Source organism: Pseudoclavibacter sp. VKM Ac-2867 (assembly GCF_015351275.1).
Lineage (GTDB): Bacteria > Actinomycetota > Actinomycetes > Actinomycetales > Microbacteriaceae > Pseudoclavibacter.
Genome location: NZ_JADKSL010000011.1, coordinates 15,339 through 39,492, shown reverse-complemented (window position 1 = coordinate 39,492; position 24,154 = coordinate 15,339). Strand labels below are relative to the sequence as shown.

The following is a 24,154-nucleotide window of genomic DNA, read 5'->3' as shown; positions in this document are numbered from 1 at the left end:
GAAAGTAACGGCGGGAGACAACATCCGAGACGCGCTGATGTGCTGGCTGTTGGAGCCGCTTAAAGACTGACTTCGATGCCAGCCAGCCATGGGCGCGGGAGGGCACGAGCGACTCTCAGAAGCCCTATCGCCTCGGACAGAGTCTCTGAGAGCCTGTGTTCGCCCGCCATAATGTCCTCATGTCGATGCCCCCGAGTGCGCTAGGCGCACTGCCGGATAGTGCCCTCCCCGAACCGAGCAATCTCAGAACTGTTCCGATCGCGGAAACCTCCACCGGACAAGACGACCAAGACCCACCCAGGAGTGGCCCTGAGGCGGCTCCGCACAAGAACAACGTCTTACGCTCCCTGGCGCCAGCGTACAAAGACGAGCATCACCAGACATACGTCGAGCATCTCGACTTGGCTGTCGCAGATCATCGAAACAAGAACATCGCCCTCACGGGCCGCTACGGTGCAGGCAAGTCCAGCATCTTGGACGAGTTCATCAAGGGGCAGCGAGCACAACATCGCAAGACGTTGCGCATCAGCATCAACACACTGGGTGTAGATGCGAAGACTGAGGGGCTGACCAACCGCATCCAGAAGGAGCTCGTCAAGCAGCTCATCTACCGCCCCGAGCCCGGCAAGATACGCAGGTCCGAGTTTGCGCGACAGGCGGACCTCACTCCGGGGCTGGCCTTCGGTCAGGCCTTCGGTCTCACTGTGATCATCGTCGGGCTCCTGTGGATCTTCGGCGTCCGCCCTGATGGCAACGCTCTCGGCACCGGAAATGCTCTCTGGTCACTGGTCGCCTTCTTCTCGCTCGTTCTCGGGGGAACCTGGGCGGGTAGATGGTTCTTGGGCGCTCTCTTCGTTTCTCAGTTCTCCACAGGCGGGACATCCATCACGCTGGAGAAGAAGACCGAGTCCTACTTCGACAAGTTCCTCGACGAGATCATGGCGTTCTTCGAGGCCACGGAACCGGACATCGTTGTCTTCGAGGATCTCGACAGGTTCGAGGACCCGTTAATCTTCGATTCCCTACGTGAGCTGAATACTCTTATCAACGAGTCGGCACATTGGGCTGACCGTGAGCCAATCCGGTTTATATACGCAATCAAGGACAGTGTGTTCGAGAAGATCGGCCAGGACTCTCCCGCGTCTCGGAATTCTCCTGCGAGTTCGGGCGCAGACATGGAGCCTTCCGAGGAGGCGAGCGCAGACCTCGATGCGGGTGAGGGATCTTCGCAGGATTCAGCATTTGTTCTTTCCAAGAACTTGGAAGCAACGCAAGCCGCGATTGAGCGAGCTAATCGCACGAAGTTCTTCGAAATTGTTGTCCCCATTGTCCCATTCCTATCTCACAATAACGCCGCCGACCTGCTGCAGGACCTTCTCGACGACCTCCAGCTGCAAGAATCGGCCAGCGTGAGCCGTGGCCTCATTGACCTCGTCGCGCGCCACACGACGGACATGCGTTTGTTAATCAACATTCGAAACGAATTCCTGGTCTTCGCCGAACGGCTCCTCTGGTGCGAGAACCCGGCTCCAGGCATGACCGCGGACAAGCTTTTCGCGATAGTGGTCTACAAGAACTTCCACCCGAGTGACTTCGAGAAGCTTGCGCACCGAGGGAGCGATCTCGACGAGCTCGCTAGGGTGCATCGGAAGTTCATCAGCGAAGGTGTCAAACAGCTCTACGAGGACAAGTATAATCTCCATGAGGTTAACAAACTCCAGCGCCAGCAGCGGCAAACAGCCGAATTATTGAGTGATCGCCTCCAGGCTGCGTCAGCGATGCAACAGCATCGAATCTTGTCGTTGGAGCTGGACGGCCAGTCCCCACAAAACCCCGCAGTCGCGAAAACTCCAGATTTCTGGAAACAACTTCAGCGTGCCGACACGCTCACCGTGAACTACGAGGTGCGTAAACCCTATGGTGCTCTGGAGAAATCTTCCAACTACCTCGACCGAGCCAAACTTGATGCACTGTTCCCGGAAGCAGCTCGGCAGGGGCAATGGGAGAAGCAGAAGCCAGAAGAACTTGTCGGGGAAAGGGTAGAGATCGACAGAACCGTGGCCAGGCTCCGGGGTGCTGGATTCGGTGAGCTGTTGAAGGATCATCGGTTGAGAGTTGATCAGCACTCGTTCGAGGACCATCTCACGACGATATTGAGTTCCGACCTGGCCCGAGACTTGGTCCGCCGAGGCTACATCGAACACTATTTCGCGGAGTACTCAGCGTCTTTTTACGGAGAGTTCCGGGGTGTTGACGTGGCGAAGTTCTTCAATGTCTGCATCTGGCCGAACGAAATGGACCCTCAGTTCGCTTTTACTTCTTCTGCGTCAGTTAGTAACCTTCTGGAGCTCGCCCCGGCCGATTTTACTCGCTCCCGGAGTGTTTTAAACATCAAGATCGTCAATCATCTCCTTGAGCAAAGTGACAAGAAGCTTGCGCGCGAGGTGGTGGCTTTCATTGTCGACGAGCACACTGTGGATGGAGAGAGGTTCCTTTCATCTTTCTTTCGTGATTCTGAATCGCGACTTAAGGAGCTCGTTGAGCTGCTCGCAGAGCATCCCTGGCCATACTTATTCAAGTACCTGATGGCCGAAGGGACTGTGCTCGAGGAAGATGTAAAGAGTCAACTACTGGACGTCGCACTGACGAGTGCGCGGGATCCTGAAGGATTCTCGATCGATCGGAGCGTGCGAGAGGAGATCGTTGAGCGGTACTCTGATCTGAGTGCGTTCACCAAGGCGCAAAAGTTCGGGCCGAAAGTTTTTATCGAGGAATTCGTAAAGGAGCACAGGCTCAAGTTCAACTCAATCGTTGATCTCTCTCCAAGTTTGAAAGACACAGTGGTCTCTGAGCGCGCGTACGTCCTTAGCGCCCCCAATATTCGCAGCGCGCTGGGCTTCGCCACTGTCCCGACTCTCAATGATGGGGTGAGCGAGGGGCTGTTGCAGTCCATCACGTTGGAAGCAGCACTCAAGCGGCCCAACGTTTCGAACTACTGTTTGGACGAAATAGATGCGTATTTTGACATCGTGGAGAAAGACCCGGATACGCCGCACGGCATAGATTCGCCCAAGATGCTCCTTGCCGTGCTCGATAGGTACCTCGAAGTCTGGTCAGTCGAGGGGCTGCAAAGGGCCTTGACGCTGAGTTCACAGAATGCTGCGATCCCGGAGCTCGCTTCCGCTGATCCGCAAGGCTGGTCGGCCCTTGTCGCGAAGAACCGCGTCACGCCAACGGCTGACAATCTGTTCACCTACATCGAAGCCGAGGGGGTTGACGAAGCTGTCGCCCAGTTCCTCTTTCCGGAGCCGAACGGCCCGTGCATTGGTATTCAAGGCGTGGAAGACCTGAATCCCTCGGACCTGCAAACGATGATTACCAAGGTGTTGAACGCAGGCCATGTGCTCGAGGCAGGGCAGCGGGTCAAGGTCGTGCTCGAGCTGGAACCCGAATTCAGGCTCGCTCCCGAGGTGCGAACCCACGTCGCAGCTACGCCCGGTGACGCGCTCTTTAGGCATTTACTCAAGTCGCAGCTCGTTCCAGACGACCTCGAGACGTTCATGCATTTTCAGTCAATCGGGTGGCCGGCGTTGGCCGAGGCTCTTGCTGCCTCCACCAAGGCGCAAGACTTCCTGAGTCCGAATCTCATCGGCACGCACGCCGCGGCTGTGCTTGGCAACGAAGCGATCCCGACGGCGACACGGGCGGTTCTCCTGGAAGATCTCGCTTCCTACATACCCATCGACGACCCCGGAGTTCTTGGCGAGGCCGCTCGCCTGGCACACGCTTGGAAGATCCAATTCACATTGGCAGACCTGAGAAGGATCGCACCTCATGGGGCCACAACAGACGTGCTGTGGCAGCTGAACTTACGGAAAGACGAGTTACCCAGTGCTGAAATGCTCCAGCTTCTGAGTAGTCATGGTGGAGACTTCGAGGGCTTTTCAGCGGAGAACGGGCGCATATTCAGTGTTCCTGCGTCGGACACTCTGAGTAGTCTGCTCAAGGGAGCCTGGGCTATCAGGCATGTCAGGGTCGCCAGCGGAAGCAACTCGAGCCGCACACGGATCGAACTGCTCTGACTGCGGGCCTGAGCAGCTACGGCATAAGGCTGAGGCTCATGCCGTCCGTCACTAGGACGTGTCTGCACGCCGCGGCACCATCGGTAGCTTTCGCACTCGGAGCGCGACTTCCAAGGCCTTCTAACCGGCACTGACACGAAGCCATGCCGGAGCTTTGCAGAGTGTGAGCTCCAGGGGCATGCAAGGCGCCTGCGGCAGCGGCGCTCTCCCCGCATGAGGCGGCCGATCAGCCTCGATGTTTCCTCCGCTGGAGGCTCGACCGTGAAGGACCGCTGAGTGACGGTCATATCGGCGTCGTCCATGACGGGATGACGACTGTCTGGCGGTCGTTGACCTCCACTTCAGGGGAAAGCCTGGATGGTCGATAGCCAGCCCTGCGGAGTCGCGTTTACGCGCTGAAGCCAGGCAACCGCGCCGCTGCACTTAGATTAAATGCGCTCGTGTTCCTCTTCACCCGGGTCTGCACGAGCGCACCAATCGTGGCGTCACCGATGGATGAAGAGCGCCCGCCGATACGGGTTCCCGCGCGGTGCCTTGGCGCGGCTCGAGGTCATCGGTCGCGGTGGTGAGCAGTGCGAAACCCATGTCGGTGACATGTCGCATGCTCAGCGGTGCGAGCAATGTTCCCACTCTGAATCGAGCTCCAGATGCTCCCGGTCCAAGTCGATCTCGACATCGTCCGACCAGACCTGCACGAGTTGCCGTCCCGTCTCACCATGACAGAAGTCGTACATGCTGGCCTTCCCGCCCGCGCCCTCAAGGTGCGGGGCAATGCGGCAGAACTCCGCGTCGATGCGGTTTAGCGCGTCCGACCCCGCCTACGACCACTGCGGGCGGCGGCGGTAGGACCGCATACGCTGTCCCTTGACAGCGTCCGGGAACCGTCGCCACCAGAAGCGGGCTGGCTGACCGCCCTCATCCAGCTTGACCTCGATCTGATCCAGCAGCGAAAGAGGCATCCGCCCAGTCTGACACCGACCTCCGACACCGCGCTCAGACCTATGTGTCAGGGCATCGCGCGCATATCCTGACGCGTATGTGCGGACGCTACGTCATGGCCAGAACCGACTTCCAGCTCCTCGGCGACTTCGCCGCGAGCGGAGACCTCGGCTGGGAGCCCGCGTTCAGCGTTGCCCCGACGAACCGGGCGCCGATCCTGCGCGTCCGCGATGACGAACGGCAGCTCGCGCTCGCCAAGTGGTCGCTCGTGCCCTCGTGGATGAAAGCCGGCGGACCGCCGAATATCAACGCGCGCATCGAGACGATCGCGACCAAGCCCATGTTCCGCGGCTCGTTATCCAGCGACCGCATCGTGGTGCCCATGAGCGGGTACTACGAATGGGAAGAGACCGACGGACAGAAGCAGCCCTGGTTCATCCACGGAGAAACTCCAGTGCTCGCCGCCGCCGGCCTCCGCGCCGAGTACCAAGACGGTGACGGCGAATGGCAGTCCACGTTTACGATCATCACCCGGGAGGCGCGGGACGCATCCGGGGAAGTCCACGACCGCATGCCCGTGTTCCTCGAGGCCGATTTCCTCGACACCTGGCTGTCACCAGGAAAGGTCACCGACAAGGACGGGCTCCTCGACCAGCTCGACGCGACCAGCGTCAAGATGGCGACCACGATCACCACCCGGCCGGTGAGCCGCCGAGTGAACAGCGTGAAGGGGCTCGATTGGACGGACGCGACACTAATCGACGAGGTTAAGCTCTGAGAATGGCGGGCAAGGGCGTGGTCACGGCCTCGGCGGCGGCTGCCGGTCCGGAGCGTTCGCACGCCAACGAATATCGAGAGCATGTTGACGTGAAGCTGGACCAGGATGCTGGCGAGGGGCTCACCGCTGAGCAGGCGCAAGGGCTGGTAACGGCAATGCAGAGCCTGAATGAGCGTCGAAGGCGGCTAGAACTCGACACCTCGGCGAGTGTCCTGCAGCTGGGTCGAGCGCTCAGCGCGATCACCTGGCCGACGTTCGAGATTGAGCAGTTTGCAGCCAACGTGGTGCCGGCTCTCGCCCTGCTGACTGCTCGTATTTCGGCCGTGTCCCTCGAGTGGGAGCGGGTCTCACCAGATCTTCTTCCCCCGAACCTGAGGGCGGTCGCCATGACGCCGCAGGAGCGAGATCTCCTGCACGATGTCCTTCTCAACGAGGCGATTCCCCTTGCCTACGCGATGCCTGAAGAAACGGTGGCTTCCGTCCTCAAACAACCGACCCCGAGCGGGCGCAAGGAACGCGTGTGGTCACGGCGCGCGGGGATCCTCTCGACCTGCGAGGAACGCCTCGGCTCGATCAGCGCCTGGCACCTCAATCACAAGGCCGACCTCGCGTGGCAGGCGGTTCAGGCGTTCCGGGCCGGTCTGCATGGGCCGGCACAGGCGCAGGCGATCGCCATCATGGATACACACTTCACAATCGACGCACCGATTGAACTTGAGCGGCTCATCCTGGACAGCCGGAAACCACACGATGGCCTGCTGAAGCTGGAGCGGCGGGCATTTCCGGTGCTCGCGCCGATCCATGCCGTCTTCAACCGTCCATTCAGGGGCCAGGCGCACAAGCACGGGAAGCCGCGGCAAAAGGTTCCGCGTCAGCTGAGCCGTCATGCGACGGTGCACGGGGCTGAAGCCCGACAGTACTCAAAGCGGAACGCGCTCCTCAGTATCGCCATGGTGACGGGTCTGCTATGCCTCCTGCAGGACGAACACAGTCGGGCGGCCTTCTCGCGCAACTGACGGTCGCGGCGGACCCGCATAGAGGTGGCAACTCAATCCACACCTCACGCGAGGAGCCACCTTGAAGCACACCATTTTCTCAACACCACCGCTTGCCGCGGCGAAGGCGACCGTTGACCTCGACGTGTTATCGGGCGCCAAGCGCCAGGCCTCGCGAGCGAGCCAGCCACCGGGATACCGACTAGCTGGCTCAAAGGACGAGCCGAGCTTCGATCTAACAGACGAGTCACGCGTCGCCTCCCGCAATCCCGAAGGGCGGCGCGTGAGCCTGCGCCGCATCCGAGCCGTGCGCGACATCCCCGCCGCCGGCGTCTCCGCCGGGGACCTCGGCGGGTGGGTGGAAAGCACGCACCTGGCCGACGGGGCCCTGCGCCTGCAGGACGACGCGTGGGTTTTCGATGACGCCGAAGTGCACGGCAACGCCGTCCTCCGTCACCGCGCCCAGGCCCGCCACGCAGCCACCGTCCGCGGAAACGTCGTCATGGAAGGCGACTCCCGAGCCCTCGACCGTGCCCACCTGCACGGCGCCACACGCCTCCGCGACCGCGCCAGAGCGGCCGACCAGGCGGAGCTCGCCGGGGGAGACCTCTCCGGGGACGTGATCGTGGCCGGAGACGCGAAGACCCACAACCACGTCCGCCTGTCCGAGCACTTCCGCCTCGACGACGGCGCATCCGTGTTCGACCGCTTCCAAGGGTTCGGGCACGGACATCTCACCGGGTCCGCGGTCGGCGGCGATGACGCCATGGTCGGCGGCGATGCAGTCGTGACCGAGTACGCGCACGTCGGCGGCGAGGCATTCCTGACGTTCGGGGACCGGCTCGATGGATTCGAGCGGCTCCACTCCAACCACCTCACCGTCGGCGACTCGATCCGCGTCGCCGCAGAACGAAAGGCGGCATGACCCATGCATGTGCAGACCACCGGCATCAACCCGTACCTGTCCACCGTCGGCGACGTCCTCGCAACAGGTGCGGAGGCGCCCATCAACGGGAACGAGCTCGCCGAGGCGAAGCGGTGCCAGACGGTGGAGTTCTCCGTCGCCGACCGGCTGAACGCGTTCCTCGAGACACTCGAGGTGGGCACCGTCTTCTACCCGATCGATGACCACGAGCGCCGCCACGAGAAGGTCCGGTACGGACTGTGGGCGCCTTCGCCGGTGGGTGAGCACCCGAACGGGACGCCGTCGTACGTGCTCGCACCAGTGTTCGCCGGTCGGCGCCTGGTGATCGTCCAGCCGGACTGAGCCTGCGCAGAGCAACGGCCCCCACGAAGTTCGTGGGGGCCGTTGTCGTGTGCGGCTATCGTGCGCTCTCGAGGAGCTCGAGCGCCTTCTCCACGCGCTGCCGCACCCGAGCACGAGGCACCCGCGCGACGACGGGCGTGGTGACTGCATCCGGGGATGAGGCGCGGCGGAGGTCCGCGTAGTCGGTGCAGGCGCGGGAGACGAGATCCAGCGCGAAGGGGAGCTCGGCGCTGTCGGCCATGCGAGCGTTGCGGGCGAGGCCGTCGGCGGCTTCGTTCAGCGGATGCCCGCAGTGACCGCGGACGTGCTCGATGAGCGGGCGCACTTCGAACTGGTCGAGGCGTTCCCGGATGGAGGCCAGCGCCGTGGTGACGACCTTCGGGTGCTCGACCGCGTTCTGGCGTTTGCCGGGGGTGAGCAGCTCCACGGCGTTGAGGTTGTCGGTGAGCACGCGGATGCGTTCGTGCGTGGCAGCGTGCGTGAGCGCTGCGAGGATCGCGCGCAGCTCGACGGCGAGGACGTTGATCGTGCCCTGCGCCGGCGAGACGAAGAACCGTCCGTCCTCCCGCACCCACGCGGCTCTCGCCTTCCCGTACCGGCTCGGCCACGGATGCACGGACGCGTCCGTGGCGTACGTGACTTCCGAGCGGTGCGGGATCGGCACCTGGTCCGCGCTGGTCTTCGCCTGCGCCAGGAGGGCCGCGCGTCGCTCGAAGCCGAGGGTCTTCAGCTCATCCAGCCAGCGGGCAACCGCGGCGGCGCGCAGGTTCGCGGTGACCTGGTCAGGGTCTTCGGCGACGAGCAGCGAGAGGCGGCCGAGGTCGCCTGGTCCGAAGATGCGCAGGAGCCGGTCGGGCAGGTGCAGCTCGAGGCGGGCCGTGCGGTTGCGTCGCAGGAACTCATGGGCGGCGTCGAGGACGCCGGCGAGGACGATCGCAGCTGTCTCATGCTCGGACGGACCCTGGACCGTGCGCTGGGTCACCTCCCACGACGCGCGAGCCGGCGCACCGTCGAGGTCGAAGATGCGCAACTGCACGTCGAGGCCCGCGCAGAGCAGCTGCTCTCGTTCGCCGAACAGCGGCGGGGTGACCGGGGACCTCGTGAACGTCGCGCGGAGCGTGTGCACAGACCCGGCTGGAACCACGTCGGGGAGCTGCTGCAGGACGGCGTCGCGCGTGTAGAGGCGGAGGCGGTCGTGACCGGAATGTCGCATGCACGGCTCGGCGGTTGTCTCACCCGCGAGATGAAATCCGAGGTTTTGTCGCGTTTCGGCAACGATGGAACCCCATTCGCTGATAACAGACATTCCGCGTTGGTGGTGGTTCGTAAGCTCCACGTCACTCACCGCCCAGGTTGGCGGAGGAGGGAATCTGGACCAGGAGGGGACCGATGACCAGCAGTACGCCGATGAGACTCGCGCCGTTGAAGACGCCCGCGATGGATGAGGACACGAGGAGGATGGCGCCGGCCACGAGGGCGGCCCAGCACAGCGGTGGGAAGTTCATGACCGATCTATGCGGGCAGGCACCGCACACAGTGCAGAAGCGAAGCCCGCATAGCCAGGCATCGCCCCTCACGTCACGATCGGAGTCCACCATGTCGGCCACGCTCACCGAGCCCAAGTACCGCCCGCACGTCCTCGAAACCCACATCGATGCCATCACCGGGCTATTCGTGCTCGCCGAAGTCACCGAACCGACCCGACATCTCGCCGAAGGTCCCGAAGGGGAGCTGGGATTCGTCTCCAGGTCGCGCGAGCTTGCGCCGTTGGAGGGCACTCGCGCGCTCTCGCAGGACATCGCGGCCCATCTGTACGACAACGGCGACGGCCGCTACGAGATCGACGCGCGTCTCGGCGTGACCGCGTACGACGAGGACGGGGCCTTCGTTGACGACAACTTCATCAACCTCGAGATCGCTCCGACAGCGCGCTGGTACGAGAGTGCAGAAGCCGCGTTCACCGCCGCGGAGCAGCTCGTCCGTTCCCACAGCTTCGGCGCCACCGTCTCCGTCTGATGCCGGGCAGAACTCACCATTCGGGGGCTATGCGCGAGCGTCCGATGCGTCTACCGTTGTCCGCAACCGTGACGGCGCACACGCGCGGGCAAGCACCGACGACGAGGGTGAGTTCGTATGACACCGAGAGTGGGCATCGACCCATCCGGCTTCGGCATCTACGGGGAAGTGGACCGAGATGAGCACACGATCCTCTGCCACGAATGCGGAGAGCGCCTGGCATGGCTCCCCAACCACCTCAAGCACACCCACGGTATGACCAGCGACGAATATCGGGACAAGCACGGCCTCGCCCGCAAGCAACCGCTCTCGAGCCTGGAGCTGCAACGTCGCCGTTCCGCCGCCGCGAAAGCGGCCCAGGGCACAGAGGCATGGGCGAGGTTCCAAGAAGCGGGGGAGCAGGCGTTGATCGACGTCCATGAGCGGCTTCGCTCGGGGGAGCTGAAGCCGCGCATCTCTCCAGCCGGCGTCGAACACGCACGCCTCGGGCGAGCCGAGAGTGCCCGAGAGGGGCGGAGCTCGACGCGTGCGCAGCAATGGACGGCCTCCGCGAACGAGTACCTCGCGTTCACGCGCCAGAACGAACGCCTTCCGCGGCGACGCAGCGACGACGCTGCTGAACGCCAGCACGCGGAATGGATGCAACGCAACCGAGTCCTCGCGCAGCACGGCACGCTCGACGACACCAGGCGCGCCTGGCTGGATGAGCACCTCCCCGGCTGGAACGACTGGCGCACGTTCTCCCCGCCCGCATAGGTGCGCTGAGCCCACCTGCGCCGCCGGCGCGAGGGGGAGAACCTCAGAACACCGCCCCATGTCGAACGTCCGCGCACTTTCCGTCCCTTCCCACACGATCCAGGTGTTCGCCGACGACGCGTCCATTCACGCCCGCGTCGACGCGACCCCAACGGAAGCGCATTTCGGTGAGGAGGGCATCGCGGAAATCCGCGTCGCCGACTCGCCCGTGCTCGTCATCGACCTCTCCAACGTCACGGATCTGCGAGATGCGCTCGACAGGCTCCTGACGGAAATCGCCGACGCCAAAGATGCCCCGCTCACGCCCGCGGCCGCGCTGCGGCCTGTGCCGACTTCGACCCGGCACCTGACGCCGACGCTCTAAGACAGCGATTCGCCGTTTTTGCCCCACAGCCTTGCCGGATCTGTGTACCGTCTGCCGGGACGGGCCAGTCCTGGGGCGCACCAACACTTGGCTCGTCGCAGGTCCGCGCCCCGGTGATGCTCCCGGCGGTGCCGTCACCGGGGCGCGGACCTGCGCATCCCGCGCATAGGGTCGGCATGAGATTCCCCACAGCTCTCCGCCCGCCGATCGCTCCGGACGCCCTCCGCCGCATTGCTCCCGGAGCGGTGCGAGCACTGATCCTCGCAACCGCCGTCATCCAGACGGTGACGCTCTTCGCCTACGGATGGATCGGCGCCAACGTCGGCTTCACCGCCATCCTCGCCTTCGCGCTCCTGACGGGCCTCCTGACGACATCCGCCGCGAACAGCCGAGCGTTCGACCGGCTCGTGGACCGAGCGACATTTGTACTCGCCGCGCTGGTCATGATCGGTGCCGCGATCTTCGGCGTCCGTGCCGGCTTCGTCCACGGCGACGTCGTCGCGAGCCTCAGCTGGTACGCACTCATGGTCGCCACCACACTGGTCCTGTGGGTCCGACCATCCGAGGACCTCACCCCAGGAGCAGCCGCATGAGCGCGATCACCGACCGCAGCCTCCGTGAGTTCGCCGGAACGACCGCCATCGGCTCGAGCGCGGCCGTGACCATCGAGATCGACCGCACCCCGAAGATCGTCGGCGGGTCCGTCGTCATCGACGTGTGCGGGTCCGAACCCGTGCGCCTGGAGTTCGACGACGCGACAGAACTCGCGCGCCTGCTCATCTCCCTCGACGAGCACGTGCAGGTGGTCCGGGCCCGACTCCACGAAGAAGAGCATCGACGCCAGGCCGACGCGGAACGCGTGAAGCAGTCACCCGCCGAGCACGGACGCCCCGACCTGCGCCTCGTACCTGCCACCGGCGCATGACGGCGATCCTGATGCCGACCCGCGCATCTCCGGCACCTGCTGCCGCCCCGGCTCGGTTGCCAGCACCGGCCGCGCCAGTCATCCGAGCGTACGGGCCGAACTGGCGTGATCTGCGCGCCTGCCGAGATGCAGACCCGGACCTGTTCTTCCCCGAGGATCTTGCGTCCACCCCTGCAGGCAAGGCGCAGCGGGCCGAAGCGAAACGCGTGTGCCGGCCTTGTCCGGTGCGGGAGCAGTGCCTGGCACTCGCCCTCGCCGAGCGGCACAACGACGGCGTGTGGGGCGGGCTCGACGAGTCGGAGCGGCGCAGCCTCAAGCGCCGGACCCGCAGGAGCATGCCCGCATAGGGAGAGCGACCCAACCCGTCGAATCTCAGGAGCCGCATGTCCGCGCGAACCCCCACCCCCGAGCAGGCCGCCATCATCGCCGCCGCCTCTACCGGCCAGAACCTCACCATCGAGGCGGGAGCGGGCACCGGCAAGACCGCGACGCTCACCTTCATCGCTGACGCGACCCAGCATCGCCGCAGCCTCTACCTCGCCTACAACCGTGCGATCGCCACCGACGCGGCGCAGAAGTTCGCCGGAACGCGCGTGGTCGCGAAGACGATGCACTCCCTCGCATACCCAAGCCATGGAGCGCCGCGCAAGGAGCGGATGAACACGGGACCTCGCATGATGCCGTGGGCGCAGCGCTCGAAGATCTACGGCACTGACGACGCCATGACCGTCCGCCTCGTCGACGGCGCCGACAAGCCCAGCCGCACCCTCTCGCGTGAGCAGCTGACGAAGCTCGTCACCGAGACACTGAACAAGTTCCTGAACTCCGGCGTCACGCAGATCATCGAGGTCGCCCCAGCCCTACCCGCCTGGGCTGACCTGATCGTCGCAGAGGACCGCGCCTTCCTCGAAGCTCACCTGCACACGTGCACGATCGCCGCGTGGGAGGACCTCGTCTGGAACGACGGCAAGCTCCCCTTCACCCACGACACCTACCTCAAGCAGTGGGCACTGAGCAGCCCGCAGCTGCCCTACGACACGATCTTCCTCGACGAGGCACAGGACTCGAACCCCGTGATCATCCAGGCGCTGAAAGCCCAGCAGAACACGCAAATTGTGGCAGTGGGAGACAGGGAGCAAGCGATCTATGGCTGGCGTGGCGCCTCCATGAGCATGGACGCGTTCGGCGGGCAGATCCTCCAGCTGACCACCTCGTTCCGGTTCGGGGAGACCATCGCCACCGAGGCCAACTGGTGGCTCGACGGGCTCGACGCGAGCCTGCGACTGACGGGCCTGCCCGGCAAGTCCGGACAGATGGGGCGCATGAGCGGCACTCCCGACGGGATCCTCGCCCGCTCCAACGGCGGAAGCCTGCGCGCGATCATGACTCAGCAGGAGCGCGGCAAGAAGGTGCACGTCGCCGGCCAGAACCAGGCGAAGACGCTGCTGGAGCTTGCGACCGCCTGTGAGCAGCTGCAGGAGCGCGGGAAGACGAGTCATCGGGACCTGTCGAGCTTCGGGAGCTGGCGAGAGGTGCAGAACCTCGTCGAGTCCGGCGAGCTGCGAGAGCTCGAGCCGCTGGTGAAGATCATCGACCAGTACAACGCCCGCACCGTCATCAAGGCCATCGAGTCCTGCACGGCGAGCCCCGACGACGCGGACGTGACCGTGTCCACCGCGCACGTCGCGAAGGGCCTGGAATGGTCTCGCGTTCGCATCCACAACGACTTCTACGAGCCCGGCCACGCCGACGACGGCAACCCGAAGCCCATCCGCCGCGAGGAAGCGCGCCTCGCGTACGTCGCCGTCACCCGCGCCAAGGACCACCTGGACGCGACCGAACTTGCCTGGGCGAAAGACTGGCAGGGCGGTATCGAGACCTCCAGCGGCCCCGCCGCCGAAGTGCCCCGGCCCATCGCCGCGGCTCCCGAGCCGCGCGAGGTCATCACTCTCACTCCGAAAGCGTTCGTCCCAGCGCCGGCGTCCGCACCAGCAGCACCGATCGCTGCAGTGCCAGCCCAGGCGTCGGCATCCCAGATCGTGCTGCAGGAGCTCATCGCGCAGGTCGTGAATGCGCCTGTCAGCGCAGCGGCCGTGCCGCTGAGTGACGCGGCCGCCGCCGTGCCCGAGGCAGAGCTGCGCGCCATGACTGCCCTCTGGGTCCAGCACGAGCTGCCCACCACCATCGCGAAGATCGCCGAAGTCGCCGCTCGCCAGCGCGCGCAGGCCACGACGAGGAGCGCCTCATGACCACCATCGCCACACCCCACGCCGTCACCCAGTACGAGCCAGGCCTTGCCGAGCCGACCCCGGAAAGGGCCATCGCCGTGCCCGAGCAGCAGACCATCGCCCCCGAACCGCAGGTAGCTCCAGCACCGCAGGCGACAGCCCCCGCGGTCGAGACGCCTTCCGTCGCTGCGGCGCCACCGGCGGCACCGGCGGCGCCCTCGAAGGTCCTGCGCGCCGCGCGCATCAGCCCCGACCGGTACGGGGTGGGCGCGTTCGCGATCCTGCTCATCATCATGATCATGGGCGCGTCCTACGTGTTCTCCTACGCCGCGATCGCGGAAGCGGCGATCTGGACGGGCATCCCCAGCTCCGTGCAGTGGCTCGCCCCGGTGTTCATCGACGGCGCGATCCTCGGGTACACGCTGTCGCTCGCGATCCTCCGCTGGCGTCGCGAGAGCGTCATGCGCACCATGCTCGTGCTGTGCGGGTTCACCGCCGTCAGCGTCGCCATCAACTTCGCCCACGCCGCGAGCTACTGGGAGTGGGACTTCACCCAGCGCGAAGCCTGGTTCGGCGCCCTCATTGCCGTCGGGGCGCCCCTCGCCGCGCTGTTCTCCGCCGAAGAGATCACCCGCCTCATCTTCACACCCCCATCCGACCGCGACGAGACGGGGGAGCAGGTACCGGACGCCGAGGCGGCGATCGTCGAGACCGCGCAGGCCGAGGTCAGCGACCCCGAGCCGACAGCCCAGACCACTCCTGCCGAGGATCACGCCGCCGTGGAAGACTCAAACGAGCCTGGCCGCCAGCGCTACTCGTTCATGACCCCGGACGGCAACCTCGAACCCGCCAACCCGCCCGCCACCACGGCGGCCACCGACGCTGAAAGCCCCGCCCAGCCATGACCGACGCATCCTTCCACTCGCCAACGCCCGACTACGCGCCCGATGGCATCGAAGACGCGCACCTGCCGCCCGAGCCCGAAATCGACATGGGAGATGTGCGCATCCCCGGCGCTGGCGCCTCGTTCCTCGAGCACCTCACCTTCCAGGAGCAGGTGCACGGGCCGCTGCCCATCACCGAGCAGGTCGTCGACGACCTCCTCAAGTACGAGCCGCTCCCCGAGACCGAAGCAGCGACGAAGGACCTCACCTCCAGCGCCTGGCTGTCCGGGCTGTGGCTGCGCTACCTCGGCAAGCACGACACCCTCGCCGGCCTCGCCCGCGCGATCGCGTTCAAGGTCCACCACAACCTCGACCACATCCCCGGCACCTACCGGCCCGTGCTCGACCTGACCGACTGGCCGTTCAACCTCATCGACTGGGACAAAGCCGGCCAGCAGCTCCTCACCGAAGGCGACATCGGCACGACCATCTACTGGGTCACCGACGGCCACGCGTTCCTCTCGCCCCGCAGCACCGACCAGAAGGACATCGCCGAAGACCGGCACGGACGGTTCTACCTCCCGAACCCGTTCGAGGACCGCATCTTCTAGGGCACGCCCGCCAAGACGACAAACGCCCCGATGCAGGAGTGTACGAATGTACATCCCTACATCGGGGCGTTGCGTGCGCCGAGGTCAGTACGTCCGTACGAAGACCGCGCCCGTGTACTTCGTTGCGCTGTTCCGGACGCACTTCGAGATGTGCGTGACCGTCTTGCCGGCGTTGACGTAGGTGTTGACCGCGTTGTTCAGGCTCGTCTGGCAGGCAGCCAGGGTCGACCCCTGAACGAGGTGACCCGTCTGATACGCCGCCTGAGCGGAGGTCGCGCCGACCCCGGTTACCAGGGCTGCCGCGAACACAGCGGCCCCGAGCTTGGTCCTGAGCTTCATGAGTGCCTCCCACGTCGTTGTCAGATTGCCGCGAGTCTAGATCGCAAAGCGACCGGGGCACCTGAAAGGCACCCGAATGTCGGCGGCAGAGGGGTTACGACGCCGCGGGGAGCGTCAGCTGCGCCCGAGCCTGCACGAGTAGCGTCCGCCACCGTTTCAAGGCCGGGTCGACCAAGCGGCGATCCAGTCCCGTGCGTTCGGTGAGCTCCGTGGTGCGGGGCTGCTGGACGCCTTCCAGCACCAGGTCGAGCCAGGCTGCGCCGACGGTGTCGAGTTCCGCCGGCACGGGGCCACCAGCGGCTCCTGCGAGCGCCAGTGCACGCTCCAGCAGCTCGGCTGCGAGCATCCGAGCGTTGGCGTCGCTCTCGGACTCCTGGGCCGCTTCCTCAGGCGTCTCGCCCTCGGATGCGAGGTCAGCGAAGGGGTCGCCGCCGTCTGCGGTGACGGCCATGGGGGTGACGGCGGCGTCGTCGAAGTCGGCGGGCGTGAGTTCGATCCCAGCGCGTCGTCGTGAGGCTTCGTTGCCACGCCGTTTCGACGCGGCGATGACCTCCGCGGGGGTCGGTTCCCGCCCGAGATCGCGGGTGAGGTGGCCGGTGAGCGTCTGGATGATCTTGCGGCGCCGCAGCAGCGTCACCATGCCGGACGCGTACGTGTACTCGGACGACTCGCGCTTGTCCCGGATGGCCTCGCGCGCTTTCATGAACAGCCAGCCGGACCATTTCTGCACCTTCACGTAGTCGGCAGGGGTGACCGCGATGAGGCGGGTCAGCAGGGACTCCGCGACGATCTGCTGCACATCCAGCTTCGACATGAGCGCCGTCGTCTCATCGTTCGCACCGAGCGCCTGCCCTTTCGCGAGGAACACTTCCGTCCACGACTTGAGGATCCCGGAGCGCACCGCATGATCCGCGACCGCGGCCGCGAGGCGTCGCCGTTCGTCGGTATCGGTGGCGTGCACGATCTGCAGGATCTGCCGGGACAGGGTCCGCTCATCGAACTCCGGACGCGACCGGGCCGTCCTCGTGCGCGCCGTCATCGCCGCACCCGCGAGGGAGCCGCGAACGGAAAACCTCGACCGGGCGAGGCCTGCCGGTCCGTGAGCGCGTCTCCGAGCGCGTCTAGGCGGCGTTCCCCGGAGCGGGCGTCCATCAGCCACGCGAGCGTCAGCGCCGTCGGGCGGCCAACGTTCTCTTCGACCTGGTCGACGGCAAGGCGGAGCGCTCGAGATGCGGCCGCGTTCGCGACCCCGGCGGTGACGAGCACCTGCAGGATCCGCAGCCGTCGCAGCGGTGCTCCGGCAGGCAGGCTGGCACGTTCGAGGAGGTCATCGAGGTTCGAGGTGCGGTCGGCGAGACGGGTGAGCTCAGCGGCCCGGAGCTGACGAATCTCACCCTTGCGCTCGTTCAGCAGCAGGGCATCCATCCGCGATCACCCGGCCCGGCCGAGTCGGGCCGCGTCCTGGGCAAGCGAGGTCCCCAGCGCTGGTGGCAGCGGGGTTGCGTGACTGATCGCGGCGACGAACGCCTGCGGCCGCAGCTCCAAGCGAGGGTTCGCGATCGACCACAGCTGGATCAGCTCGGCCAGCGACGGTGCCGGCGACTCCCGGATGCGGGTGAGAACAGGGGCCAGGTCGATGTCGGCGAGGGCTCCGTCGACGCTTCGATGTGCGAGGTCGCGCAGCAGACTCCGCACCACCGCGTCGACGTCGGAGCGCGCGAGGTCATCGGTGGCGACGAGCTCAGCAAGGGCATTGCCGAGCGGGGACGGCGCCGACCGCCACGAGATGCCGAACCGGAGATGCCGCACGAGCGCGTCCGTGTCCAGGACGACGTACTGCGTTCGCTCGTACGCACGGGCGAGCGTTTGGAGGCCAGGTGCCAGGTGCTGGACGAGCTCCCACTGCGCCATCGCCGCGTCGGCCGCGAACGAGGCCAGTGCCTGCGCGTGCGGGGAGAATGCCCGAGGATTGATGGTCCCCGGCGGCAGGTCTCCCGTCCAGGCGCCGAGCTCGTCGACGAATCCGGTTCCGCTCAGCACGGTCGTGGACGTTGACCCGCGAACGGACCAGGTCAGGCGTGCGCCGCGCGGGGCCACGGACCGGAGCTGGTCGGGGCCGCTCCAGGTCACCCAGGCGGGTCGGTCATCGATGCTCGCGAAGCTGGGGAGGATGGCTGCCACTGAGATCGAGGCGGTCGACGGGCCCAGTCGGGCAAGGTCGGAGCCGACGCGCATTCGCGCGAGGAGATGGGTGACGGGCGTGCGGGTGTCGTGGGCGGCGTCAGTGGCGGTGGCGGCTTGCATGGGGAACCTATGCGCGAGCGCATGGTTCCCGGCCTCCTACCGCTTCCCGAACAGCCTCCGGAACAGTCCTCCGCGCGCGCCGGCGCCGTCGTGGGTGTCCTCGTCGGGGTCGGGGACCTCGAACTCGTCGCGCCCCGTGGCGAGGTGCAGCAGGTTGGCGACGGTGGCGTAGACAGCCGGGTGGTGCGGGTCGAACGCGCCTGCGTTCAGGAGTCCCTCGAAGCTCGGGTCTTCCGCGGTTGTGCCGCCGAAGTGGTCCGCGCGCCCGGCGAGCGCTGCCCGCCACTGGCGTTCGGTGTCGTCGGTGAACTCCGTCTCAGGAGCGAGGAGCGCGTTCACGAACACGGCACGGCTTGAGTCGGAGCCGTGTGTGTACGCGTCGAGGATCCGCTGGAGCCCGGTGAAGCCCATGCGGGACTCGTCCGTGAGGGCCACGAGCCACGCGCCGCGGCGCTGGTACTCGGGAATCCACACGTCGCGTTCCAGGTCGGTGAGGGAGTCCTCGAGCATCTGCGTGTCGATGACGACGACGTCGAAGCGGCCCTGCGCCCAATCCAGCAGCGCCCGGTAGGACGAGGCGGGCGTGCGGTCCGCGCCGCCGAACCCTCGCGGGGGAGCGGGCACGTAGTGGAACCCGATCGGGCGGCTCTTGCCGAGCAGCCCCCGGGCGGCGTTCGCTTGCGACGGGGTGGAGGCGACATCGGCGGGGCGAGTGTGCGCCATGTCGTACACCGTCGGGATCGTGTTCGGCTGGATTTTCAGGAGCACCTGGGTGTCGCCCTGGCCGCGGTTCCCGTCGATGTAGAGCACGCGCGCGTCCGAACCGAGCACCTCGGAGGCGAGCGCTGCGATGAGCAGGCTCAGCGTCGTCTTCGTCACACCACCCTTGCCGGCGGACACGATGATCGTCCGCGTCTCCCGCGGCATCTCCGCGCCTGCCGGGTGGATCGGGGATCGCGTGACGGTAGGTGCGATGGACGTGAAGAGATCGTCGCCGATGTCGTCGCGCGCGGGAGCAGGTGCAGGGGCCGGCGCCGGGGCTGGTGCTGCAGGCGGCTCGTAGGTGGGCGCGGTGGACGGCTGCACAGGGACAGGTCCTGGTGCCGTTTGGGCTGGTGCAGGGGGAGCGAAGGTGGGCGCCGCCGGAGGTGCAGTGACGAGCTCAGGTACAGGTGCATGTGCAGGTGCAGGGAGCACGAATCCTGGCGCTGCCGCGGGCGCTGCGGTTGGCAGCGCCCGCGGCTGGGGGAGGGGCATCGGGAGTGGCAGTGCGACCGGTTCCGGGGCCGGCGGCACATATGCGTCCAGCGGCGTGGCCCCGCGAGCGTCGCCGAGCTGCTGGTATCCGAGGAGAGCCAACACCTGATCGAGGGTGACGGGGCGGACGAGGTTGTGCGCGCCCGGAAGCGAGTGCGCTGCCAGGTCATCGTCGGTCGCGTGGAGCACGGCGACGGTGACCTGGCTGACGATGCGCGCGAGGAACGCCCCGGGATCCGTGGGGACGCCACCGAGCGGGGCGGCGACGAGGACTCGGAACGGGCCGCGAGAGGTTGCGGCGGACATGAGCTCCAGCTCGAGGGTCTCCACAGCAGCGTCGACGACGTCGAAGTTCAGGTCGCGGAGCGCGTCGGCGAGCTGAGGGGCATCGACGACACCGAGGGCGTGGGAGACAGAGGCGGGAGCAGTGGCGGTCATGTGCACCCTATGCGGGGACCGGCCGGAAACGACGAACGCCCGCGGCGAGGGGTGTCTCGCGGCGGGCGTGGGTGGTGCGTGTGGGGCTGGGGCGTGGCTCTGACTCGACAGACCGGTGGGCTGGTCCCAGCTGTCGAAAAGTTACCCCGGACCTGCGGGCGGCGCAACCCGGCGGTCGGTCGTGATTTTTCCGTCGACCCGCGCCGTTCCGGGCATCGGAGGCGGTTTTGGGTGATCGTCGGGCCGGTCTGGCGGGGTCCGCGGCGGGTGCCGAAAGACCGGTTTCGAGGCCCGATTTTGGGCGAAGCATAGTTGCGAGGCCGGATTCCTAGGCGCTCCTAGAACCTCGCCTAGGTCGAGTTCCCAGTCGGCAGTAGGGGAAACCCCTTACTACTACTACTACTAGGAAAAGGAAAAGGTCTATATATATAGATATATCTATATATGGGTTAATTCGACTCCTTTTCACCTTTTTATTATTGATCTCTCTATATAGGCGTTTCGGGGATCGCTAGTTGGGCCGGGAGGGCAAGTTTTTGTCAAGAAACTCCTGGTCAAAAGCGGAATCCGAGCACTAGGCCTCGAGTTGGCGACCTAGTTCCAACTATGTTTCGCCGTTTCCAGGGATTTTCGCCCATCGGTGGATTCACGGGAAAATCCCAGCAGGCGACACGCCGACGAGGCTCTGTGCCAATCGTCCCTCGGGCGCGTCGTTGACGTGGTCGCGAAACCTGAGCTGCGTCCCCGGGGTGACGTCCGGCGTGTCTCCTGGAACGGCGCGGTCACCGAAAGTGTGGGCGACCGAGTGGACCCGTCGCCCGCATAGGTTCCGCATGACGAACCCCACGCCCATCGCCAACTTGTCTGAGCTCGAGCCCCTCACTCCATGGGTGGCCGAGCATTTCCACGTCATTGCACGAGGCTCCGGTGCTCGCAAGCTCGCGGACTCCGGTGTCGCCCCGCTCGTGGCGGCCGCCCGCGGTTACGACACCGTCGTCGACGAGGACGACCTCAAGCGTGTCCGGAAGATGCGCAAGAGCGGGCGTGGGCGACCACCGAAGCAGCAGACCGACATGCTCGAGCGCGGAGCGGCCGGCGAGGACACGCTCGTCATCCCCTGGTACGACCTGCAGGACGTGAACGCCGCGGGCGTCGACGTTATGCCGCTCCAGTTTCAGTACCGCCCTTCGACACCCCTGATTGAGAACGGCAAGGCCCGCAAGTACCTCCTGGAAGCAAAGGGCCGATCCACGTTCGACATGTCGCCGTCGGTGCCCCCGAGCTGGCTGATGGACGCGCCAACGATCCTGTTCGTGGAAGGCGCGCTGAAGGCCGACTCCACGCTCACCGCGATCCTCCGCAGCGCTGGCGTCACCGACGCGGAGTTGTCGCAGACCAGTGGGGACCGCCGCGCGGACCGGCTAGCGCTGCGAACGCTCTTGGACCGAGTGCCGAGCGCGAAGCGGGTCCTGGTGATCGGCCTCATCGGCGTCGGTAACTGGAACAACGTCGAAGGGCTCGTGGAGATCGTCTTCCACAACCGCACCGGACTGATCGCCTTCGACGGTGACGTTCGCCGCAATCGCAACGTGTGGAACCAGGCGCGGAAGCTCTACGACTTCATCGAACGCAAGCACGGCAGCCCCAAGCTCATCGACCTCGACGGGCCCGAAGCGGTGCTCCGCATGGAATCGGTCAACTACGTCGGTGGCGAGCGTCTCGGCATGGACGACTTCCTCAGTCGTGTCGGCACCTGGAACGACGCCCTCTCCTGCGTGGCGGAGATCCTCCCCGACGCACCCGTCGCCACAGAAGACGCCGGCTACCGCAAAGGCGACTACCGCGTGTCCGAAGTGGGCGTCTTCGTCGAGGAGTACGTGCAGAGCGCCCTCACTCAGGAGTTCTACTGGGAGCCGGTTGTCGCAATCGGCGGACGCATCAAGTCCGTGCGCACCCTTCGAGTGCCGACCTTGACCGAGCAGCAGACCGGCACGATCGACGCCGACGTAGACGGCCGGGCGGTGCGAGTGGAGGCGGCCGTCGAGTTCAAATGGGTCGAGAACGGGGAAACCTTCATCGCAACGGCTACAGGCCCCGGTGAGATGCTCGCCGCGAACCCAGGCGACTGGACGAGCGGGCATTTCCGCAAGCAGGTCGACATCCCCCAGGAGCTCACGAGCCATCCGGACTTCCGCCGCGACCTCGGCAGCAAGTATCTCAAAGCGATCAAATCCAACCGCCGCGACGAGATCGTGCACGAGGACGCGTGGGAGACGATGGGATATGTTCCCACCGCCAGTGGGCACCCCGTCTTCATCGCGGGAGACGTCAGAGTCGGGCCCAGCGCCAACGAGGAGCAGTCCACGCTCCCCGGTGTCACGGCAGGTTCGTTCGCCTCCGCCCCACGGTTCGGTGTCGTCGACACGTACCGGAACCTGTCGATCGAGGAGTACAAGCGACAGATCCGCGACGACCTGCGCAGCATGTACGCGCACTGGTTCGCCTCCGGAGCCTTCGCGCACCGCAAGTTCGGCGCGGTCGCGTGGGCGACGATGTTCCGGCCGACCCTACCCACCCGCCCCAGCGTCACGCTGTCCCTGTTCGGTCCTCCCAAGTCCGGCAAGAGCTACCTCGCGATGGCCATCATGGGAGCCTGGCAGAAGGTAGCGAACGCGTGGCGTGCTTCCCTCCCAGGAGGTGCCAACGACACGTTCGTGGCGACCGAGCTCAACGTCTCACGGACCCCGATCTGGGTCGCCGACGACCTCGCCGCGGCCGTCGACGCCCGCACAGCGGTCGCCCAGGAGCAGAAGCTCTCCGACTTCATTCGCAGCATCTTCAACGGGCAAGGCAAGGGGCGCGGCAGCGCCGAGCTTGTGCAGCGCGCGACGAACGACCCGCGCGCACAGTTCATCATCACCAGCGAGAACGAGTTCCAGATCGACTCGGTGCGCCAGCGCACCCTCCAGCTGGAAGTCGGTGCCCGAGGCGTGTTCGGCGACAACCCTGCTGCGGTGCGAGCCCTCAAGGCGTTCTTCACCAGCGACCTCACGCAGGCGCGCATGTCCGCGGCCATGATCCGCCTGTGGCACCTGCACGAGGACTACGCGAAACTGGACTGGCCCGGTATCCACGAGCACGTCACGGACGACATCTACGAGAGCATGCGTAGAGCGGCAACCGAGCACATGCTTCGCCTCGGCATGTCCCACGCCGACTCCACTCGCCAGGGCGAGAACGCGGCCGAGTTCGCGCAGGTCTTTGACGTCATGCACACCCTCGGACACTGGGCGGGGCTCGGTGCCGACGAGGACGTCATGCAAGCGCTCAACGTCACCAGCCCCGCATCCCTTACCAGGGAAATCTACGCACTCTTCGGGGACGCTGTTGAGAGCAGTCGAAACTCGTCACCCGGCAAACTGCTCCTCCGTGCGCTCGACAACACGCTTGGCTCGGGCAAGGCGCACCTCGCGAACCCCGACCAGGCGGGCATGCCTCCATTCCCTGCCAACAGCCTCGAGAACAACCGACTCAACGAACGGCTCGGCTGGGTCTTCGACGCGAGCCGCGGCGCTGACGGTGCCTGGGTTCCCCGTGGCATGCGCATCGGGTTCCTCCTCGAACTCCACAGGGATGGCCAGTCTCAGCTCGTGGCATTCCTCAATCGGGACAACGCGTTCAGCGAGGCCAAGCGCCACCACCCAACCCTCATCCAGCCAGGCATGGGAGCCGCCGTCGGGTGGCGAGACATGTGGGACCAGGGTGCGACGAGCCTGTTCGTCAAGCGGGCGACTCCAGGAACGGTGACTGTCCAAGCCACCCTCCGATCGCCGGGCAACTCCGATCAGACGACCAAGAGCTCCCGCGGCTCCGGCGTCCCAGTCCTGCTCGACGCGATCCTCGACGCCGAAGGATTCTTCGGCGTCGGCGACGCAGACAGCGCCGACACCAGCTCGGCCGCATAGGACAAC

At 65.8% G+C, this 24,154-nt stretch carries 23 protein-coding genes; 15 read left to right on the top strand and 8 right to left on the bottom strand.

The annotated features are described in order from the left end of the window. Positions 1–179: 179 nt before the first annotated feature. Positions 180–4,082 (top strand): hypothetical protein, encoded by a 3,903-nt coding sequence (locus ITJ67_RS12035; RefSeq protein ID WP_194677795.1) that lies wholly within the window; start codon positions 180–182, stop codon positions 4,080–4,082. An 818-nt stretch (positions 4,083–4,900) separates the two neighbouring features. Here ITJ67_RS12035 and ITJ67_RS12030 read toward each other — a convergent pair. Beyond that, a complete protein-coding gene (locus ITJ67_RS12030; protein WP_194677794.1) occupies positions 4,901–5,041 on the bottom strand; it encodes a hypothetical protein in 141 nt (46 codons plus the stop codon). A gap of 77 nt (positions 5,042–5,118) precedes the next feature. Here ITJ67_RS12030 and ITJ67_RS12025 point away from each other — a divergent pair, with 77 nt between their 5' ends. The 4 genes from ITJ67_RS12025 to ITJ67_RS12010 all read left to right on the top strand — a co-directional run bounded on the left by ITJ67_RS12025 (position 5,119) and on the right by ITJ67_RS12010 (position 8,061). Next, entirely contained in the window at positions 5,119–5,799 is a 681-nt protein-coding gene (locus ITJ67_RS12025; protein ID WP_194677793.1) for an SOS response-associated peptidase, read from the top strand. 2 nt (positions 5,800–5,801) lie between these two features. After that, a complete protein-coding gene (locus ITJ67_RS12020; protein ID WP_194677792.1) occupies positions 5,802–6,815 on the top strand; it encodes a hypothetical protein in 1,014 nt (337 codons plus the stop codon). A 61-nt stretch (positions 6,816–6,876) separates the two neighbouring features. Next, positions 6,877–7,719, top strand: a complete 843-nt coding sequence (locus ITJ67_RS12015; protein ID WP_194677791.1) for a hypothetical protein — start codon at positions 6,877–6,879, stop codon at positions 7,717–7,719. Between the two features lie 3 nt (positions 7,720–7,722). Continuing rightward, the gene (locus ITJ67_RS12010) at positions 7,723–8,061 is read left to right on the top strand and encodes a hypothetical protein (RefSeq protein ID WP_194677790.1); all 339 of its coding nucleotides are present in this window, start codon (positions 7,723–7,725) and stop codon (positions 8,059–8,061) included. Between the two features lie 55 nt (positions 8,062–8,116). Here ITJ67_RS12010 and ITJ67_RS12005 read toward each other — a convergent pair whose 3' ends face one another. Next, positions 8,117–9,274, bottom strand: a complete 1,158-nt coding sequence (locus ITJ67_RS12005; RefSeq protein ID WP_194677789.1) for a ribonuclease HI — start codon at positions 9,272–9,274, stop codon at positions 8,117–8,119. A gap of 124 nt (positions 9,275–9,398) precedes the next feature. Next, entirely contained in the window at positions 9,399–9,566 is a 168-nt protein-coding gene (locus ITJ67_RS12000; RefSeq protein WP_194677788.1) for a hypothetical protein, read from the bottom strand. Between the two features lie 91 nt (positions 9,567–9,657). Between ITJ67_RS12000 and ITJ67_RS11995 the strand changes: the two genes are divergently transcribed. The 9 genes from ITJ67_RS11995 (at position 9,658) to ITJ67_RS11955 (ending at position 15,845) form a co-directional block, all read left to right on the top strand. Continuing rightward, complete coding sequence (locus ITJ67_RS11995) at positions 9,658–10,077, top strand: hypothetical protein (RefSeq protein ID WP_194677787.1); 420 nt, start codon at positions 9,658–9,660, stop codon at positions 10,075–10,077. Positions 10,078–10,194: 117 nt separating this feature from the next. Continuing rightward, a complete protein-coding gene (locus tag ITJ67_RS11990) occupies positions 10,195–10,833 on the top strand; it encodes a MucR family transcriptional regulator (RefSeq protein ID WP_194677786.1) in 639 nt (212 codons plus the stop codon). A gap of 58 nt (positions 10,834–10,891) precedes the next feature. After that, a complete protein-coding gene (locus ITJ67_RS11985; protein ID WP_194677785.1) occupies positions 10,892–11,197 on the top strand; it encodes a hypothetical protein in 306 nt (101 codons plus the stop codon). 176 nt (positions 11,198–11,373) lie between these two features. Continuing rightward, the gene (locus ITJ67_RS11980) at positions 11,374–11,790 is read left to right on the top strand and encodes a hypothetical protein (RefSeq protein ID WP_194677784.1); all 417 of its coding nucleotides are present in this window, start codon (positions 11,374–11,376) and stop codon (positions 11,788–11,790) included. Then, positions 11,787–12,122 carry a hypothetical protein gene (locus ITJ67_RS11975; protein ID WP_194677783.1) on the top strand — a complete coding sequence of 112 codons (336 nt, stop codon included), beginning with the start codon at positions 11,787–11,789 and terminating at the stop codon, positions 12,120–12,122. The genes ITJ67_RS11980 and ITJ67_RS11975 overlap by 4 nt, the downstream gene beginning before the upstream one ends. After that, positions 12,119–12,469, top strand: coding sequence for a WhiB family transcriptional regulator (locus tag ITJ67_RS11970; protein ID WP_416362324.1), 351 nt, complete (start codon positions 12,119–12,121; stop codon positions 12,467–12,469). Before ITJ67_RS11975 ends, ITJ67_RS11970 begins: the two co-directional genes overlap by 4 nt. Before the next feature lie 36 nt (positions 12,470–12,505). Beyond that, the gene (locus ITJ67_RS11965) at positions 12,506–14,371 is read left to right on the top strand and encodes a UvrD-helicase domain-containing protein (RefSeq protein ID WP_194677782.1); all 1,866 of its coding nucleotides are present in this window, start codon (positions 12,506–12,508) and stop codon (positions 14,369–14,371) included. After that, complete coding sequence (locus tag ITJ67_RS11960) at positions 14,368–15,255, top strand: DUF2637 domain-containing protein (protein ID WP_194677781.1); 888 nt, start codon at positions 14,368–14,370, stop codon at positions 15,253–15,255. The genes ITJ67_RS11965 and ITJ67_RS11960 overlap by 4 nt, the downstream gene beginning before the upstream one ends. Further along, entirely contained in the window at positions 15,252–15,845 is a 594-nt protein-coding gene (locus ITJ67_RS11955; RefSeq protein ID WP_194677780.1) for a hypothetical protein, read from the top strand. The genes ITJ67_RS11960 and ITJ67_RS11955 overlap by 4 nt, the downstream gene beginning before the upstream one ends. Positions 15,846–15,929: 84 nt before the next feature. Here ITJ67_RS11955 and ITJ67_RS11950 read toward each other — a convergent pair whose 3' ends face one another. The 5 genes from ITJ67_RS11950 to ITJ67_RS11930 form a co-directional block, all read right to left on the bottom strand. Next, the gene (locus ITJ67_RS11950) at positions 15,930–16,184 is read right to left on the bottom strand and encodes a hypothetical protein (RefSeq protein WP_194677779.1); all 255 of its coding nucleotides are present in this window, start codon (positions 16,182–16,184) and stop codon (positions 15,930–15,932) included. A 94-nt stretch (positions 16,185–16,278) separates the two neighbouring features. Then, positions 16,279–17,223, bottom strand: a complete 945-nt coding sequence (locus tag ITJ67_RS11945) for a hypothetical protein (RefSeq protein WP_194677778.1) — start codon at positions 17,221–17,223, stop codon at positions 16,279–16,281. Then, positions 17,220–17,609, bottom strand: coding sequence for a hypothetical protein (locus ITJ67_RS11940; protein WP_194677777.1), 390 nt, complete (start codon positions 17,607–17,609; stop codon positions 17,220–17,222). Before ITJ67_RS11940 ends, ITJ67_RS11945 begins: the two co-directional genes overlap by 4 nt. Before the next feature lie 6 nt (positions 17,610–17,615). Continuing rightward, the gene (locus ITJ67_RS11935) at positions 17,616–18,488 is read right to left on the bottom strand and encodes a hypothetical protein (protein WP_194677776.1); all 873 of its coding nucleotides are present in this window, start codon (positions 18,486–18,488) and stop codon (positions 17,616–17,618) included. A gap of 36 nt (positions 18,489–18,524) precedes the next feature. Continuing rightward, positions 18,525–20,183 carry a ParA family protein gene (locus tag ITJ67_RS11930; RefSeq protein WP_194677775.1) on the bottom strand — a complete coding sequence of 553 codons (1,659 nt, stop codon included), beginning with the start codon at positions 20,181–20,183 and terminating at the stop codon, positions 18,525–18,527. Between the two features lie 833 nt (positions 20,184–21,016). On the opposite strand from ITJ67_RS11930, the gene ITJ67_RS11925 reads away from it, so the two are divergent. Beyond that, complete coding sequence (locus ITJ67_RS11925; protein WP_194677774.1) at positions 21,017–24,148, top strand: hypothetical protein; 3,132 nt, start codon at positions 21,017–21,019, stop codon at positions 24,146–24,148. Positions 24,149–24,154 lie beyond the last annotated feature (6 nt).